Annotated in this window: 13 protein-coding genes; 6 read left to right on the top strand and 7 right to left on the bottom strand. The window is 73.0% G+C overall.

Annotated features, from left to right (window positions below; genetic code table 11):
- Positions 1-22 precede the first annotated feature (22 nt).
- From secA2 to ACGFH9_RS23050, 4 genes are all read right to left on the bottom strand, one after another.
- Entirely contained in the window at positions 23-2314 is a 2292-nt protein-coding gene (gene secA2 / locus ACGFH9_RS23065; protein ID WP_393222690.1) for an accessory Sec system translocase SecA2, read from the bottom strand.
- Positions 2315-2390: 76 nt separating this feature from the next.
- Positions 2391-4163 carry an ABC transporter ATP-binding protein gene (locus ACGFH9_RS23060; protein ID WP_393222687.1) on the bottom strand — a complete coding sequence of 591 codons (1773 nt, stop codon included), beginning with the start codon at positions 4161-4163 and terminating at the stop codon, positions 2391-2393.
- 41 nt (positions 4164-4204) lie between these two features.
- Entirely contained in the window at positions 4205-5293 is a 1089-nt protein-coding gene (locus tag ACGFH9_RS23055; RefSeq protein ID WP_393222685.1) for a zinc-binding alcohol dehydrogenase, read from the bottom strand.
- The gene (locus ACGFH9_RS23050; RefSeq protein WP_393222684.1) at positions 5286-6296 is read right to left on the bottom strand and encodes a Gfo/Idh/MocA family protein; all 1011 of its coding nucleotides are present in this window, start codon (positions 6294-6296) and stop codon (positions 5286-5288) included. Before ACGFH9_RS23050 ends, ACGFH9_RS23055 begins: the two co-directional genes overlap by 8 nt.
- 194 nt (positions 6297-6490) lie before the next feature.
- Between ACGFH9_RS23050 and ACGFH9_RS23045 the strand changes: the two genes are divergently transcribed.
- The 5 genes from ACGFH9_RS23045 to ctaD all read left to right on the top strand — a co-directional run bounded on the left by ACGFH9_RS23045 (position 6491) and on the right by ctaD (position 12205).
- Entirely contained in the window at positions 6491-7501 is a 1011-nt protein-coding gene (locus ACGFH9_RS23045; protein WP_393222681.1) for a glucosyl-3-phosphoglycerate synthase, read from the top strand.
- A 43-nt stretch (positions 7502-7544) separates the two neighbouring features.
- Entirely contained in the window at positions 7545-8702 is a 1158-nt protein-coding gene (locus tag ACGFH9_RS23040) for a glycosyltransferase (RefSeq protein WP_393222679.1), read from the top strand.
- Positions 8703-8791: 89 nt separating this feature from the next.
- On the top strand, positions 8792-9250 hold the full coding sequence (locus tag ACGFH9_RS23035) for a DUF4383 domain-containing protein (protein ID WP_393222677.1): 459 nt from the start codon (positions 8792-8794) through the stop codon (positions 9248-9250).
- Positions 9251-9360: 110 nt separating this feature from the next.
- Complete coding sequence (locus tag ACGFH9_RS23030) at positions 9361-10089, top strand: STAS domain-containing protein (RefSeq protein WP_393222674.1); 729 nt, start codon at positions 9361-9363, stop codon at positions 10087-10089.
- A 124-nt stretch (positions 10090-10213) separates the two neighbouring features.
- Positions 10214-12205, top strand: coding sequence for a cytochrome c oxidase subunit I (gene ctaD / locus ACGFH9_RS23025; protein WP_393222672.1), 1992 nt, complete (start codon positions 10214-10216; stop codon positions 12203-12205).
- A gap of 65 nt (positions 12206-12270) precedes the next feature.
- Here the strand turns inward: ctaD and ACGFH9_RS23020 are convergent, their stop codons facing one another.
- The gene (locus ACGFH9_RS23020) at positions 12271-13413 is read right to left on the bottom strand and encodes a SigB/SigF/SigG family RNA polymerase sigma factor (RefSeq protein WP_393222669.1); all 1143 of its coding nucleotides are present in this window, start codon (positions 13411-13413) and stop codon (positions 12271-12273) included.
- Positions 13414-13634: 221 nt separating this feature from the next.
- Complete coding sequence (locus ACGFH9_RS23015) at positions 13635-15038, bottom strand: hypothetical protein (protein ID WP_393222789.1); 1404 nt, start codon at positions 15036-15038, stop codon at positions 13635-13637.
- A gap of 185 nt (positions 15039-15223) precedes the next feature.
- Between ACGFH9_RS23015 and ACGFH9_RS23010 the strand changes: the two genes are divergently transcribed.
- The gene (locus ACGFH9_RS23010) at positions 15224-15454 is read left to right on the top strand and encodes a CDGSH iron-sulfur domain-containing protein (RefSeq protein WP_393222666.1); all 231 of its coding nucleotides are present in this window, start codon (positions 15224-15226) and stop codon (positions 15452-15454) included.
- A 211-nt stretch (positions 15455-15665) separates the two neighbouring features.
- Here the strand turns inward: ACGFH9_RS23010 and ACGFH9_RS23005 are convergent, their stop codons facing one another.
- Positions 15666-16802, bottom strand: coding sequence for an iron-containing redox enzyme family protein (locus tag ACGFH9_RS23005; protein ID WP_393222664.1), 1137 nt, complete (start codon positions 16800-16802; stop codon positions 15666-15668).
- Positions 16803-16823: the final 21 nt, after the last annotated feature.

Below are 16823 nucleotides of genomic sequence, written 5' to 3'. Positions count from 1 at the left end.
GGCAGAGGCCCCGCGAGCCAGGTCAGCGCGACGCGCCGCTGAGCCGCCGACCGATCGAGGCGATCAGCCGGTCGAGCTCCGAACCGAACGGGTTGTCGTGCACCAGGTACGTCCAGGTGGCCGTCGGACGCACCAGGGTGCCGTCCTCGGGCTCCCAATCCTCGTCGAACTCGGTCTCGGTGAACGTGGCGATGGTGCGCGCCTCGATCTCCGGGACGAGGTTGTTGAACGCCGGTACCGCCGCGCGGTGGAACTCGTCCAGCGGGTCGAGCCGCCCCAGGGCACGCAGGTGTACGCCCTCGCGGACCTCGGACAGCTCGGCCAGGTGCTCGGCCCAGAGCCGGTCCAGGTGGAACAACGCGATCGACCGGGCTGCCCGGGCGAGCAGGTCCTCGTCCATCTCGCCGGCCTTCTCGGGCACCTTGTCCAGCAGCATCAGCGCGGCCACGTCACTGGTCAGCAGCCGCTCCCGCCGGGCGGCGAGGGCGTTGCGCTGCTGCTCGATCACCACGCTGTAGCGCCAGGTGTTGCGGTGGATCTCGTGGTTGACGCCCTCGGCGACCCGCTGGGCGTGCTCGACCGCGTAGTCGACCTGCTCGTCGGTGACCAGGCCGTCCGCGTTCATCCGCGGCGACGGGGGGACCGCGTCGGCGGCGTGCCGCACGACCAGGTCGTCCTCCAGGCTGACGAAGAAGACCGAGCCGCCCGGGTCGCCCTGGCGGCCGGCGCGACCGCGCAGCTGGTCGTCGACGCGGCGGCTGTCGTGCCGCCCGCTGCCGATCACGTAGAGGCCACCCAGCTCGGCCACCCGGTCGCGGTCGGCCTGGTCGCTGCCGCCGAGGCGGATGTCGACGCCCCGGCCGGCCATCTGGGTGGAGACCGTCACCGCGCCGTACGCGCCGGCCTCGGCGATGATCGCCGCTTCCTCGTCGTCGTTCTTGGCGTTCAGCACCACGCAGGACACGCCGGCCGCGTTGAGACCGGCGGCCAGCGCCTCGGACTCCTTGACGTCCAGGGTGCCGACCAGCACCGGCCGCCCGGCGTCGTGGCAGCGGCGGATCTCGTCGATCAGCGCCTCGTCCTTCTCGGCACGGGTGGCGTAGATCCGGTCCTGCTCGTCCTCGCGGACGCACGGGGTGTTCGGCGGGATCACCGCGACCTCGAGGTTGAAGAACTCCCGCAACTGGTCGCCGACGAGCACCGCGGTGGCGGTCATGCCGCAGACCTTCGGGTAGAGCGCGATGAACGCCTGCACGGCGATGGTGCCCAGCACCTCGCCCTCGGCGGTGGCGTCCAGGCCCTCCTTGGCCTCGACCGCCGCCTGGAGCCCGTCGGGCCAGCGGCGGCGCTGGGCCACCCGGCCGCGCATCTCGTCGATCAGCTCGACGGAGCCGTCCCGGACGATGTAATCCACGTCCCGGTGCAGCAGGGTCTGGGCGTGCAACGCCACGTGGACCGCGGAGAGCTGCTCGACGTGCTCCTCGTCGTACAGGTCGATGCCGAGCTTGGCCTCGACGGCGGCCAGGCCGGCGGAGGTGAACGCCACGCTGCGCCCGTCCTCGGCGATCGTGTAGTGCCGGCCCTTGCGCAGGCCGCGCACCAGCCCGGCGGCGGCGTGCACCGGGTCCTGCTCGCCCGGCACCGCGCCGGCGAGGACCATCGGCACCCGGGCCTCGTCGATCATGATCGAGTCGGCCTCGTCGATGATCGCGGTGGTCAGCACCGGCTGCACGCGGTCGGCCACGTCGGTGACGAGCTGGTCGCGCAGGTAGTCGAAGCCCGCCTCGCTGACCGAGACATAGGTGACGTCGCAGGAGTACGCGTCGCGCCGCTCCTGCGGGGTGGACGCCTCGTTGACCCAGCCGACGGTCAGGCCGAGCAGCCGGTAGACGGGCTCCATCCACTGGGCGTCACGGCGGGCCAGGTAGTCGTTGACGGTGAGCACGTGCACCGGCCCGTTGCCGAGCCGGACGTGCCCGTACGCGGCGATGGTGGCGGTCAGGGTCTTGCCCTCACCGGTGGCCATCTCGGCGACCTTGCCGGAGAGCAGCGCCATCGCGCCGAGCAGCTGCACGTCGTACGGCCGCTGGTCGAGGCCCCGGCGGGCGGCCTCGCGGCCGACGGCGCAGATCTCCTCGTAGCCGGTGGCGGCACCGGCGGCCTCGGTCAGCTCGGCGTCGTCAAGCGCCGCGAGGTCATCCTCGCGCGCCTCGATCGCCGGCAGCAGCTTTTCCAGCGGAGCAAGATCCACGGTTGATCCCGGGCGCTGGAGGAAACGCCGGAACTTGCTCTTGAACCGTTGCGACACACCCATGAGCGGCAACGGTACGCGATTCTGGCCCGACACGGGCGGCCCGGCCGCCCGGCAAGTTGGTCCCGCCGGGGCGCGGTCAGGCGACCAGCAGTTGGTGGGCCGCCAACTCCCGGTAGAGCGGGTCGGTGGCGGTCAGCTCGGCGTGGGTGCCCACGGCCACCACCCGGCCGCCGTCGAGGACGACGATCTGGTCGGCGTCCACCACGGTGGCGAGTCGGTGCGCCACGATCAACAGCGTCCGGCGGACGGCCACCGCGTCGATGGCGCGGCGCAGCGCGGCCTCGTTGCGCGCGTCGAGGTTGCTGGTCGGCTCGTCCAGCAGCAGGACCGGCGGGCCGGCCAGCAGCGCCCGCCCGATGGCCAGCCGCTGCCGCTCGCCGCCGGAGAGCAGCACCCCGCCCTCCCCCACCTGCACGTCGAGGCCCTGCGGGGTGCGCTGCTCCAGGTGGCGCAGGTTGACCTCGTCGAGCACCTCGCGCAGCCGGTCGTCGGTGGCGTCGGGGGCCGTGATCAGCAGGTTCTCGCGCAGCGTGCCGGCGAGCACGGGGGCCTCCTGCTCCACGTAGCCGAGCCGGGCCCGCAGCGCGTCGCGGGGCAACTCCCGCACGTCGACGCCGTCCACCCGGACCGCGCCGGCGCTCACCTCGTAGAAGCGTTCGACCAGGGCCAGCAACGTCGACTTGCCGGCGCCCGAGGGGCCGACCAGGGCGGTACGGGTGCCGGCCGGCACCGCGAAGCTGACGTCGTCCAGCACCGGCGCACCGCCCGGATAGCCGAACCCGACCCGATCGAACTCGATCATCGACGCGGGCTGGCGCGGAATCGGCGTGGCGGTCGTCGGCGCGTCCGCCGCGCCCTCCGCCGGGACGGCCAGGATCTCCTCGATCCGCTGCAACGCCCCCAGGCCGGACTGCAACTGGGTGTACGCGCGCAGCACCTGGCCCAGGGGTAGCGCCAGGAGGAACAGGTACATGACGAAGGCGACCAGGTCGCCGACGGAGATCGCCCCGGCGGCGACCCGGGCCCCGCCGATCCCGAGCACCAGCAGGAACGCTCCCTGCACGGTGACCGAGCCGATCGGACCGATGAGCGCCTGCACCCGGGCGACCCGCAGTCCCGCCGCGTACGCCTGGCGGGCGCTGCCGGTGACGGTCTCCGCCTCCCGGCTCTCGGCGCGGCTGGCCCGGATGGTCCGGGCCCCCGCGATGGCCCGCTCCACCGCCGACGTCATCTCGCCGATCCGCTCCTGGGCGAGGCGGGCCAGCGCCCGGACCCGGCGGGCGAAGGTGGCGGCGAAGCCCAGCCCGAGCGCCACCCCGAGCAGGGTGACGCCGAACAGGAGCGGGTCGAGCAGCACCATCGCGGTGCCCGCGCCGACCACCATCACGGACCCGGTGACCGTCTCGAACAGGCCGGAGGTGACCACCGCCCGCAGCAGTGTGGTGTCCGAGCCCACCCGGGAGAGCAGGTCGCCGGTGCGCCGCTTGTCGTACTCGGCGATGGGTAGCCGCAGCAGGTGGTTCGCCAGCCGTCGCCGGGTGCCCAGCACCAGGCCTTCGGCGGTGCGTTGCAGCAGGTAGTCGCGCAGTCCGCCGATGGCCGCGGCGAGCACCACGAGCCCCACCAGCACCGCCACCAGCGCCGACACCGGGTGCTCGGCGCCGATCCGGTCGAGCACCGACCGGGTGAGCAGCGGCTGGGCCAGGGACACCGCCGATCCGAGCAGCGACAGCACGCCCACCACGACGAGGGTGCTCCGGTGCTCCCGCAGGTACGGCAGCAGCGCGGTCAGACCGACCGGTCGGCTCTCGGTCGGGCTGTCGACCGGCCGCTCCCTCGTGGTGCTCATGGGGCGAACGGTAGCCGGCCGGGTCACCCCGTGCGGGCGCCTCAGGGGGCAAGGACCACCTGTAGCTCCTGCCGGCGGCGCTCGGCCAGGTCGGTGAGCAGGGTGGGCGCCTCGTCGAAGGGCACCACCGCCGAGACGAGGTGCTTGCGGATCGCGTCCCCGTAGGCCCGCAGGAGGTCGATGGTCTCGGCGGAGAGCCGTTCCCGGTCCCAGGTGGGCGCGAGCCCGCGCGGCACCCGCCCGATCTGGGCGCAGCGCAGGGCCAGCCCGTTGTGGTGGAACTCCTCGCCGAGCCGGACCTCGTCCGCACCGCCCTGATAGAAGGCCAGGTCGATGACGGTGCCCTGGGGGCGCAGCAACCGCAGCGCGAGCTGCAACGCCCACGCCTGCCCCCGGCACTGGAACACCACGTCGGCGCCCCGGTCACCGGCGACGTGCGCCCACCGGGTCTTGAGCACCACGGCCGGGTCGTCCGCGTCCGGGTCGAGGGTCTCCAGACCGAGCGCGTCGGCGACCTGGCGGCGCTGTGGGGTGGGATCGAGCACGACCACCGAGGCGGCGCCGTGTCGCCGGGCCAGCAGCGCGGTCAGCAGGCCCACCACGCCGGCGCCGACCACCGCGACCCGCCGGCCGCGTACGCCGTCGCCGAGCGAGCGGACGTCCGCGCCGTTCAGGTCGGCGGCGGCGTGCAGCAGGCCGTTGGCGCAGATCGGGCCCATGTGCGCGACGTAGACGCCGAGCAGCGGGTCCAGGTCCTCGGGCAGCGGCACGAAGCGCTCGGCGACCGGGTCGGCCAGCCAGCCCGTGCGATGCCCGTACGTCATCGCGCCGACAGCCCCGACGGCGACCGCCGCGGTGGCGCTCTCCAGGACGCGGCCCACCTGCATGTAACCGAGCCGGGTCACCGGGTACGGGGTGCTCGCCGTGCCGGGTTCGAAGAGCCCCAGGTCGGCGTTCCAGGTGACGTTCAGGTAGGGGTTCGTGCCCTTGACGTAGCTCAGCTCGGTGCCGGCGGAGACGCCGCTGAACAGCGTCTCGACGCGGAAGGTGCCGGGTCGCAGCGCTGCGGCCTCCTGCTCGACGAGTTCCACCCGACCGGGGGCGGTGACCGCGACCACCCGATCACGCATCGACGGTCACCCCGGTGCTCAGCGCGCCCGAGTCGACGGGCGTGGTGAGTCGGATCGTCCGGCCACTGCGGGCCGAGTCGGCCACCGCCAGGGCCAGCCGCTGGGTGTTCAGCGCCTCGGCGTACGGGACGCGCACGTCGTCGCCGACACCGCGGACCGCGTCGACGAACGCGCGGTCCACCGCCACCCGGGCGGCCTCCGGATCGGCGGGAACGTGCCGCTCACCGTCGGAGTCGCGGATCAGCAGACCGTCCTCGCCCAGCGACAGAGCCAGCCCGTCGGCGAGGATCTCCAGGCCGGCACGGTGCTTCCAGCCCAGCACACAGGCCGCGCTGAGGGTGCCGACCGCGCCGGTGGCGAAGCGCAGCGTGGCGGTGGTCACCGAGTCGATGTCGGCGCCGTCGACGGGCGGTGGCGTGCCGTTGCCGTACGCGGTGACCTCGGTCACCTCGCCGGCCAGCACCCGGATGAGGTCCAGCACGTGGGCGGCCTGCTCGACGACCGGACCGCCGGAGCGGTCCCGCCGCGCCCACCAGGCGACCGGCGGCACCTTGTCCAGCCAGGCGCCGCTGACCATCCGCACCGGACGGTCGGCGAGCAGGTCACGAGCCTGGTCGAGCACGCTCAGGTAGCGCCAGTGATGCCCGACGGCGGTGCGCAGCCCTCGCCGGGCGACGAGGTCGGCGATGCGCTCGGCCGTGCCCAGGTCGACGGCGACGGGCTTCTCCACGAACATCGGAACTCCGGCGTCGATCACGGCTTCCTCGGCGGGCCCGTGCGCGAAGGGCGGCACGCACACGTACACCGCGTCGGGGGCGGCGGCCAGCAGCTCGGCGACGTCACCGAAGTGCTGGCCTCCGTGCTGCGCGACCAGCGCCGACGCCGCCTCCGGCACCACGTCGGTCACCCCGACGAGTTCGACGTCGTCGAATCCGGACAGCACGCGCGCGTGGCGCTGTGCCACCCCGCCGGCCCCCACCAGGCCCACCCGGCATCTCACCATCACAACCTCTTCCGAGAACGTTTCGACTCCGATGGGAGCAGTCCCCTCAGGTGCGCGCAATCAAACGTTCATCCCCCGGGAACGCACCGATGTCACCGTCGTGATCAAGCTGTTGCCCTGGGAACGGTTAGCGCGTGGTGGCGAGTGGGAACTACACCCTCTGCTTATTCCACGCACGAACGGAGGGGGTGCCCGTGCGGGATACGACCGTGTCACCGGTGGTGGAGGCGTGGGCCACGTACCGGACCACGTCGGCGGCGGACTGGCCGACGCGCCGGCTGCTCCGAGCCAAGAGGGGAAGCCGGGTCAGCGTGGTGCTGCCGGCGCGCAACGAGGAGGCGACGGTCGGCGCGATCGTGTCGACCATCCGGGAGCATCTGATGGACCGGGTGCCTCTCGTCGACGAGTTGATCGTGGTGGATTCACGGTCGACCGACCGCACCGCGCAGGTGGCTCGGGCCGCCGGCGCGGAGGTGGTCAGCCAGGACGCGATGACCCGGGATCTGCCCCGGCTCACCGGCAAGGGCGACGCGCTCTGGGCAGGACTCGCCGCCGCCGAGGGGGACGTGGTGGCGTTCGTCGACGCCGACCTGCGGGAGTTCCGTCCGCACTTCATCACCGGCCTGATCGGCCCGCTGCTCACCGACCCGTCGGTGGACTTCGTGAAGGGCTTCTATCACCGGCCCCTGGTGGGGAGCGCCACTGTGGAACAGGACGGCGGTGGGCGGGTGACCGAGCTGATGGCTCGACCGCTGCTCAACCTCTTCTGGCCCGAGCTGGCCGGTTTCGTGCAGCCGCTCGCCGGCGAGTACGCCGGCCGCCGCGACGTGCTGGCCCGGGTGCCGTTCGTCTCCGGGTACGGCGTGGAGACCGCCATGATGATCGACCTGCTGGACCTGGTCGGTCTGGACGCGCTGGCGCAGGTCGACCTGGGCGAGCGCAAGCACCGTCACCAGGACACGGCGGCTCTGGGCCGGATGTCCGCGCAGATCATGCTGACCGCGTGGTCCCGGTTGCAGAAACGCGGCTGGGCGACCCCCGGCCTGATGCCGGAGGCGCTGCTGACCCAGTTCCGCCGGGGTGGCTCCGACGCGCTGCCGAACCTCGACCGGGAGATCGTGGTCAGCGACGTCTCCATCGACGAGCGACCGCCGCTGGCCGAACTGCGCCACCGGGTCCCCCGCCGACGGGTGGCCGCGGCGTGAGGGCCGTGGCGCGACGGCCGGGCGTCGTACGGAAGGACCACCGATGAGCCTCACCGTGCTGATGAACGCCGGCCCGTGGCTGTCGGTGCCCCCACCGGGGTACGGCGGCATCGAGAACGTGATCGCCACCCTGGTGCCGGAGTTGCGGCGGCTCGGCGTGCGGGTGGTCCTCGCCTCGGTGGAGTCCAGCGACCTGCCGGTGGACGAGAAGGTGTCGGTCTTCGCCGACGGGCAGTTCGCCGCGCTGCAACGGCCGTACAACCAGGTCTGCGGCATCGCACAGGCGCACCTGGCCGGGGTGGTCCGCGAGTTGCACTCCCGCGACGACATCGACCTGGTGCACGACCACGTGGAGGCGGTCGGGCTGGCCACCCTCACCGCGATGGGGCCGTCCGGGCCACCTGTCCTGCACACCCTGCACTGGGACCTGGCCAAGCACCCCGCGCTGTACGGCAACCTGGACGGCGGCGACCGGGTCCGGGTCAACGGGGTCTCGGCGTCCCAGCTCGCCCGGGCGCCACTGGCGCTGCGCGAGCACTCGGTGGGTCACGTGCACCTGTCCACGCCGCTGGCCGTGGACGCCGACCGGCAGCCGGGACCGAGCAAGGGCGAGCACCTGCTCATCCTCGGTCGGATCAACCCCGGCAAGGGGCAGGACGTCGGCGCGCGGCTCGCGCAGCGGATCGGCGTACCGCTGGTGCTGGCCGGTCCCGTGGGTCCGTACCACCGCCCGGCCGACCTCGCCGCCGCGGGTGACGAGGCCCGGCAGAACCCGGACGTGCGGTTCTTCCTCGACGAGGTGGCGCCGCACGTCGACGGCGAGCTCGTGCGCTGGATCGGCACCGTGGCCGGGCAGGAGCGCGACGACCTGCTGGCCACCGCCCGCGCGTCGCTGTTCCCGCTGCGCTGGGAGGAGCCCGGCGGCACGGCCGTGGTCGAGTCGCTGGCCCTGGGTACGCCGGTGGTCGCCACCGCCCGGGGTTGCCTGCCCGAGTTGATCGAGCACGGTCGTACCGGCCTGCTCACCGTCGACGAGGACGAGCTGGCCGATCTGGTGCTGGCCGCCGACCTGCTCGACCCGCAGGAGTGCCGGCGGGTGGCCGCGCAGCGGTTCACGCCCGCGGTGATGGCCCAGCGCTACGTCGAGCTGTACCAGCGGGTCCGCGAGCTGTCCGCCGCGCCCCGCCTGCAACCGGTCTGAGTCACATCCCGTCGCCGCCGGCGCGTTTGCCGCTGGCGGCGACGGGTAGGCGCACCGCTCACGCCTGCCGCGCAGCGAGGGAGCCGGTGATGGTCGGACCGATGGCGCACTCCCGGGCGCGGGCCAACCCGGCCGACGGCAAGCCCCCGGTACGCCGGGCGGCGAGCGCCGCGTCCGTGCTGTTCCTCCTGGTCGGTGTGCTCGGATTCGTCCCCGGGATCACCAGTGGTACGGACGACCTGCGCTTCGCCGGGCACTCCTCGGGCGCGTTCCTGTTCGGCGCGTTCCAGGTGTCGGTGCTGCACAACCTCGTACACCTGCTGTTCGGGGTTGTCGGCCTGGCGCTGGCGCGGACCGTCGGCGGCGCGCGGACCTTCCTCGTCGGTGGCGGCGCGGTCTACCTGGTGCTCTGGCTCTACGGCCTGGCGGTGGACCATGACAACGGCGCGAACGTGCTGCCGGTCAACCCCGCCGACGACTGGCTGCATCTCGGCCTGGGTCTCGGCCTGATCGCGCTGGGTCTGCTGACCGCGCGACCCCGGCGCTGACCTGCCGGATCAGGGTGATTCCCGTCGCGCCGACCGATCGATCCTGTTTGGTGCCGTGGGGCCTCGGGTAGTTGGCAGGTCCGACCGACCAGCGAATCGAGGGCGCCCGGATGGCAAGCCGGATCACCTGCGAGGTGCGCGAGTCCGCGCCGGTGGCGGTCGTCCGGCTCACCGGCGCCCTGGACCTGGGCACCATGCGCTCGGTGCACCAGGCACTGGACGGCGCTCTGGCCGCCCAACCCGAGGCCTTGATCGTCGACCTCGCGCAGGTGACCGTGCGGGACCGGCTCGCGCTGTCGGTCTTCGCGGCGACGGCCCGGCGTGCCGAGGAGTGGCCGGCCGTGCCAGTGGTGTTGTGCGCGCCGCCGCCGGACGCCGCCCGGTGGCTGGCCGAGTCGACGACGTGCCGGGTGGTCCCGGTCTCGCGGGACTGCGCGGAGGCGACGAGGGTGGCCGGCGCGGAGGGCGCACTGCGGATCCGGGCCCGGTTGGAGCCGGTGGCGGAGGCCTGCCGGCGAGCCCGGGAGATGGTCGGTGACGCGTGCGCCCGGTGGAACCTGCCCGAGGCGGCCGGCCCGGCCGCGCTCGTGCTGACCGAACTGGTCGGCAACGTGGTTCGGCACGTGGGCACCCCCATGCAGGTGACGGTGACCCTGCGGCGGCCGTACCTGCACCTGGCCGTGGTGGATGGCAGCCCGGCGGAGGCCGAACTCGCCGGCCTCGATCTGCGGGCCGAGGGCGGCCGTGGACTGCTCCTGGTGCGCGAGCTGGCGCAGCGCTGGGGCAGCGTCCCTGCGGGCCAGGGCAAGGCCATCTGGGCGATACTGCCGGCGGCCTGACGGCTCGGGGCGCTTCGACGGGTACCGGCGATCTGACCGAATTTACCGCTTAAGCCTGGTTACATGGTGCGAGGGTCGGGTAGGCACGCCCGTCCTTTCTGCCGTCACGACGGGGTGAGCAGCCATGCCCAAGCGGGTAACCACGGAACCCGTTCGCGATCGGGGCCCGGCGATCCTGGCACCGGCCCGCTTCGGGGGCTTCCCCGGATCCCTGCGGACGCCGGTCCCCGGCAACTCCCTGATCAAGTTCCTCGCCACCACCGACCACAAGCAGATCGGTCTGCTGTACCTGCTGACCTCCTTCGGATTCTTCCTGGTGGCCGGCCTGCAGGCGATGGTGATGCGCGCCGAGCTGGCCCGACCGGGCCTGCAGTTCCTCTCCTCCGAGCAGTACAACCAGCTCTTCACCTCGCACGGCGCGGTGATGCTCCTGCTGTTCGCCACGCCCGCCGCCTTCGGATTCGCCAACTTCATCGTGCCGATCCAGATCGGCGCGCCGGACGTGTCGTTCCCCCGGCTCAACGCGCTGGCCTACTGGCTGTACCTGTTCGGCGGGCTCATGGTCATCGGCGGGTTCCTAACCCCGGGGGGTTCGGCGGACTTCGGCTGGACCGCGTACAACCCCCTGAGCAGCGTCGAGAACACCCCCGGGGTGGGCGCGAACATGTGGGTACTCGGCCTGGTCGTCTCCGGGCTGGGCACCATCCTCGGCGCGGTCAACCTGATCACCACGATCCTCACCCTGCGCGCGCCCGGCATGACCCTGTTCCGGATGCCGATCTTCACCTGGAACATGCTGTTCACCAGCGTGCTGGTGATCCTCGTGTTCCCGCTGCTGGCCGCCGCGCTGCTGGCGCTCTCGGCCGACCGGCTGCTCAACGCGCACGTGTACGACGCGGCTACCGGCGGTCCGATGCTCTGGCAGCACCTGTTCTGGTTCTTCGGCCACCCCGAGGTGTACATCATCGCGTTGCCGTTCTTCGGCATCATCACCGAGATCATCCCGGTGTTCTCCCGCAAGCCGCTGTTCGGCTACACCGGGATCGTGCTGGCCACCATCGCCATCACCGTGCTGTCCATGACGGTGTGGGCGCACCACATGTTCGCCACCGGCCAGGTGCTGTTGCCGTTCTTCAGCATCCTGAGCTACCTGATCGCGGTGCCCACCGGCGTGAAGTTCTTCAACTGGATCGGCACCATGTGGAAGGGGCAGCTCACCTTCGAGACGCCGATGCTGTTCGCCATCGGCTTCCTGGTCACCTTCCTGCTCGGTGGCCTTACCGGGGTGCTGCTGGCCAGCCCGCCGGCCGACTTCCACACCCACGACAGCTACTTCGTGGTGGCGCACTTCCACTACGTCGTGTTCGGCACGGTCGTCTTCGCGCTCTTCGGCGGCTACTACTTCTGGTGGCCGAAGATGACCGGGCGGCTGCTCGACGAGCGGCTCGGCAAGGCGCACTTCTGGACGATGTTCATCGGCTTCCACGGCACCTTCCTGGTGCACCACTGGCTGGGTGCCGAGGGCATGCCCCGCCGGTACGCCGACTACCTGCCCACCGACGGCTTCACCACGCTGAACACCATCTCCAGCATCTTCGCCTTCATTCTCGGCCTGTCCACGCTGTTCTTCATCTACAACGCCTGGAAGTCCTGGCGGTACGGGGCGATGGTCACGGTGGACGACCCGTGGGGCTTCGGCAACTCCCTCGAGTGGGCGACCACCTGCCCGCCACCGCTGCGCAACTTCGACAAGATGCCCCGCATCCGCTCGGAGCGTCCGGCGTTCGACCTCAAGTACGGCCCTCTCGTCGCCGACCTGGGCCGCGACCTGCCGCAACGCACGACGAAGCCGCCGCAGCACTTCGGCGACGAGATCCACCTGGAACACCACGCGCCGGAGTCGCCCGCCGCCGAGGGCGCGCACGGCGCCACGGAAGCCGCCAAATACCAGCCGGCCCCCGAGTCCGGTGCCCGGCCGGTGGACGTGCCCGAGCCCGAGGGCGTGCGCCGCCCGAGCTTCGAGCAGAGCGACGCGCCGAAGGACGCGCAGGACGCGCCGAAGCCGCACGAACGCTGGCGGCACCCGCACGGCGAGGACGAGGGCGAAAAGCACTGAGCGTCGGTACGCGTCAAAGGGGCCCACACCGCGAGGGTGTGGGCCCCGTCGTCGTCGTCGGCCGGTCAGTCCCGCGTGGGCGACAGCCCGGCGGCGGTGATCGAGCGGCGCACCGCCGGCTGCACCCGGGTCAGCCGCAGCGGCACACCGGTGCGCTCCGCCGCCTCTCGCCCCGCCACGAGCGCGGCGATCCCGCCGGCGTCGAAGCCGCCCGCGCCGACCAGGTCGACGACGACCTCGCTCGGCTGGCCGGTGACGGCCTCCAGCATCGCCCGGCGCAACTGGTCCGCGCCGTCGCGGTCGACCTCGCCGCCGACCTCGACGACCACCCGGTCGCCGTTCTGCCGTACCGAGATGCGGGTCTTGCCCGGGTCCGGTTCGGCGGCGCCGTTCTGCCAGGGCGGCGGAGCGTCCGCGAGCATGGCCTGCCGCAGCCAGGTCAGTGCCCGCGACAGCAGTCGGGACACGTGCATCTGGGAGATGCCGAAGCGGGCGGCGATCTCCGCCTGGGTCTGGTTGCCGTAGAAGCGCATGGCGAGAATGCGGCGCTCGCGCCAGGGCAGCCGGTGCAGCAGACCGCTCACCGTCACCCGGTCGTCGACCGATTCCAGGGCGTTGTCCGATTCGCCGACCAGGTCGCCGAACTCGGCCGAGCTCTCACCGCCCACCGGCGCGTTCAGCGACGCCGGACTGTAGCCGGCCGCCGACTCCAACGCCGCCAGGATCTCCTCCTCCGGCGTCTCCAGCCGGGCCGACAGCTCGGCCACCGACGGCGCCCGGGACAGCTCACTGGTCAGCGCCGCGGTGGCCTGCCCCACCTCGAGGATCAGGTCGCGCAGCCGCCGGGGCACGTGCACGCCCCAGGTGCGGTCCCGGAAGTGGCGCTTGATCTCCCCGACGATGGTGATCGCCGCGTACGCGGTGAACGAACCCCGTTCCGGGTCGTACCGGTCGACGGCGTTGACCAGGCCGAGCCGGGCTACCTGCTCCAGGTCCTCCAGCGGTTCGCCCCGCCCCCGGTACCGGCGGGCCAGCCGGCCGGCGAACGGCAGCGCGAACCGGACCAGGTCGTCCCGTGCCTCCTGTCGCCGCTCCGGCGGCAGCCCTTCGATCCGGGCCGCGTACGCCAGCGCCGCCGCGTCGAGGTCCTCGAGACCGCGTTCGGTGGGTGGTGGTGTGGTCGTGGTCGTGCTCGTCTGTCCGAACATCCGCGCCTCCCTCAGGAAGGTCCCCCGCCCGGATCGGGAAACCGGTCGTGCGCGTGGTCGAGCCACGCACCGGGCCGGAAAGTGGGTCAGTGACTGGGATGCCAGCGGGCGACAACATCTCTACGCAGCGCGATCAGTTCGTCGCAGCCAGCGATGTTCCCGCTCCGTAGGTACTCAATCACGAGACCCCGGGTTCGCGAGGAAGTTTCGGCGTCCTCCCCTCAGGAGACGACCAACCCCTGGTGGCCGCCGGTGTCACGCAGCACCGACAGGGCCTCGGTGACCCCCAGCGGAGGCGGCGCGGGCAGGTCGTACGGCTGCGCCCGCAGCACCTCGGTGGCCCGGCGCGTCGGCACGGACGTCACCGGGTAGCCCCGCGCGGAGGTCCGGTCCAGCGCACGCCGCCGCCGACCGAAGCCGGCGACCGCCAACCACTGCGGAAGGCCCGCCAGGGCGGGCGAGCGCATGCCGGGCGGCTCGGGCAGGACGTCCACCGAGCTGAACGCCTCGCTGCCGGCCAGCCACCACTCGGCCTCGTCCACGCTGCGGCGGGTCGCGTTCTCACACCAGTACGGCACCAGCCCCGCCCGCACCACCTGCCACGGATCGAGCAACCGGCCGCATTCGACCACCAACCGGTCACCGGTCTTGCCGGCGGCTCGCAGCCACCGCCGGTAGAGGTCGGCCACAGCGGCGCTCAACGCCGCCGGCCGGGGCACCAGTATCCGGCGCACCGGGTGTCCGTGACGGGCCGCGAAGTCCTGCGCGGCCTCCTCGAAGCCGGGGTCCATGCCGTGCTCGGCGTCGCCCGACGGCACCGACACCTCCGGCGGCGCCCACCGGGCGGCGTCCCCGCCCATCGCGCGCAGCACCTGCCGCAGGGCGTGGCTGTCGGGGTGGAAGTCCACCGGGTCCAGCCCGCTGGCCGGGCAGCCGACCTGGAAGCTGTGCCCGGGGCCGCGTTCCAGCACCGGCCAGGTACGCGCGTCACGCACCAGCAGCACCGGGGCGTCGGCGCTCAGCCGGCCGCCCAGAAACTGCGCGTACGCGGCCGGCAGCGCCCGCCAGCGCGCGGCCAACGACACCGTCACGCCGGTCAGAGGCCCCCGGCTGGCCGGGCAGTGCACCTGACGCACGTGCACGTCGGGGTTGCCGGCGAGCAGCCGCTCGGCGAGAGAGTGCCCGTGCTCCAGCGCCTCGCGGGGACGGTCCACGGCCCCGTCGCTCCAGTGCGCGGTCATCTCGAAGCCGACGGGCAACCACGGCACGCCGAGGGCCACCGCGAGGTGTGCCGCCGCCCCGTGCGGCGAGCCGATGACCACACCGGGGTAGCTCCGGCGCGGGTACTGGTCGACGAACCAGCGGGCCACCCGGGCGGCGTCCACCTCACCGACCTGGTCGGCGGTGAGGGCGACCCGGCCGGCGGCCCGCGTCGCCGCGGCCCGGCGTACCGGCTCGGGCGCCGCCGGGAACCGCGAGATCGGCCCGGTCTGTCCGAGGTCGGCGCAGTCCACGCCACGCAGCGCCCGGGCGGTGGCGGCGACCAGCACACGGGCGGCGCTGCCCTGAGCCACGACCCGGTCGCCGGCCAGACCGGCGCCATCGGCCGTGAGCCCCTTGCGCACCTTGTGCACCGGCCCCACCTTGCCTCGTTCGCTCACCACGCGGCCCGGCTTCCCGTCCCGATGGGGTTCAAACGGGGCATCACCCACCCGGCGGCACAATCCGCCTGGTCAGCAGGGTGGGTGGGTCATCACCGGCGATCGGTCGCGCAGGTTTCACCGGGGCTGCGGCGGGCACATCCGGGCGCATGCGCACCGACGACACCAGCGAGCCCGCTGCCGCCACGATCACCCCGTACGAGGACGGTCCGCTGCTCGTCCGCGGCGACTTCGAGCTGGTGACCCCGGACGGCGAGCGGATCGACGCCCGCCGGGGCACGGTGGCGCTCTGCCGTTGCGGCAAGTCGGCCCTCAAGCCGTTCTGCGACGGCACCCACAAGGCGATCGACTTCCGCGCGGGCACCACCCGCGAGGGGTGAGCCGACGCCGTCGAGCCCCGCCACGAGCGCGGCGGCCCTCCCACCGACCCACGACGGGCGCGGCGGCCTCGACGGGGCCGCACCAGGTTCGCTCCCTTTGCTCTGCTTCAACGGACGCAACACGGACGGCCCGTCACTGTCGCCTCGGTTGAAGCAGAGCAAAGGACAACATCGCACCGGGCGGTCCAGCGGCTGCGCCGAGCCTTTCGGGTCAGGCGAGCGCGATCGGCTCCCGCGCAACCACCGGGGCCGCAGCGGCCACCGCGCTCGACCCGACGACCGGGACGGTGAGCGGTGGGGTCGGTGGCGTCGGCGGGGCGGGTGCTCGCAGCGAGCTGTGGCCGGCGGCCCAACTGTCCAGCAGATGACCCGCGAAGAGCCGGTCGACCGCGAGGGCCGCCGCCGCGCCGAAGAGCACGTCGGGGGCGAGGGCCGGCTCGGTCCGGACCAGGCCGCCGCACAGGTCGTGCGCGGCGATCTGCTCGTGCACCGCGTCGGCCTCCACGTGCTCGTCGTAGAAGCGGGTGGCCTCCTCGTCCAGGCCGAGGCGGCGCAGCCCGTTGCCGTAGCGGCGGTTCGGCAGGGACGAGGTCATCTCGAAGGCCGCCAGGTGCCCGAGCAGCGCCCCGCGCAGCCGTCGGTGCAGCCCGAACAGCGACATCAGGTTGTTGGTCGCCAGCGTCACGGCGGGCACCGCGTCGAGGTACGCCCCGTAGCCGGTGCCCATGCCCAGCCGGTCGAGGGTGCGCCGGAACAGTTCGGCGTGCATCCGGTCCAGCCGGCCGTTGCCGTACTCGTCGGTCTGGATCTCCACCAGGGCGGCCTTGGCGGGACCGCCCAGGCGCGGCAACGCCCAGCTGTGCGGGTCCGCCTCGCGCAGGTGGTAGACGGAGCGGTGCGCGACGAACTCGCGGAACTGGGTGAGGTCGGCGCGCCGTTGGAGCGTGGCGGCCAGCGGCGGTCCGTCGTCGGCCGCGACCAGTTCGGCCAGCCCGACCGCGACGCCTCCGGTCGGCACTGCCTGCACACCGGCCAGGCGGCGCAGCGCCTCCTCGAAGGGTCGTTCGGCGCGGGCCCGCAGGGCCAGCAGGGAGGGCTGCCACTCCCAGCTCTCGTCGATGCCCTGCCAGCCCCGGTAGTGCAGCTCGTAGCAGAGAAACAGGGTCAACTGGAGGTCCTCGTCGGTCAGCGCCCCCGCCGGGTCGGCATCGAGGTCGACGCCGAGGCCGAGGTCCGACGGCAGGTCGTGCGGCGCACGGCGCAGCGCGTCGGTCAGCGCCGCCGACAACGGGCCGCGCGGCTGCGGCAGGGGCGCGGGACCGTAGGGACGGTCAGCGGGCTCCGGCATGTGTCCTCCAGCGTCGTCGGG

It is taken from the genome of Micromonospora sp. NPDC049102, from assembly GCF_043197485.1.
Taxonomy (GTDB): domain Bacteria; phylum Actinomycetota; class Actinomycetes; order Mycobacteriales; family Micromonosporaceae; genus Micromonospora.
This window is presented reverse-complemented; position numbering and strand designations above follow the sequence as displayed.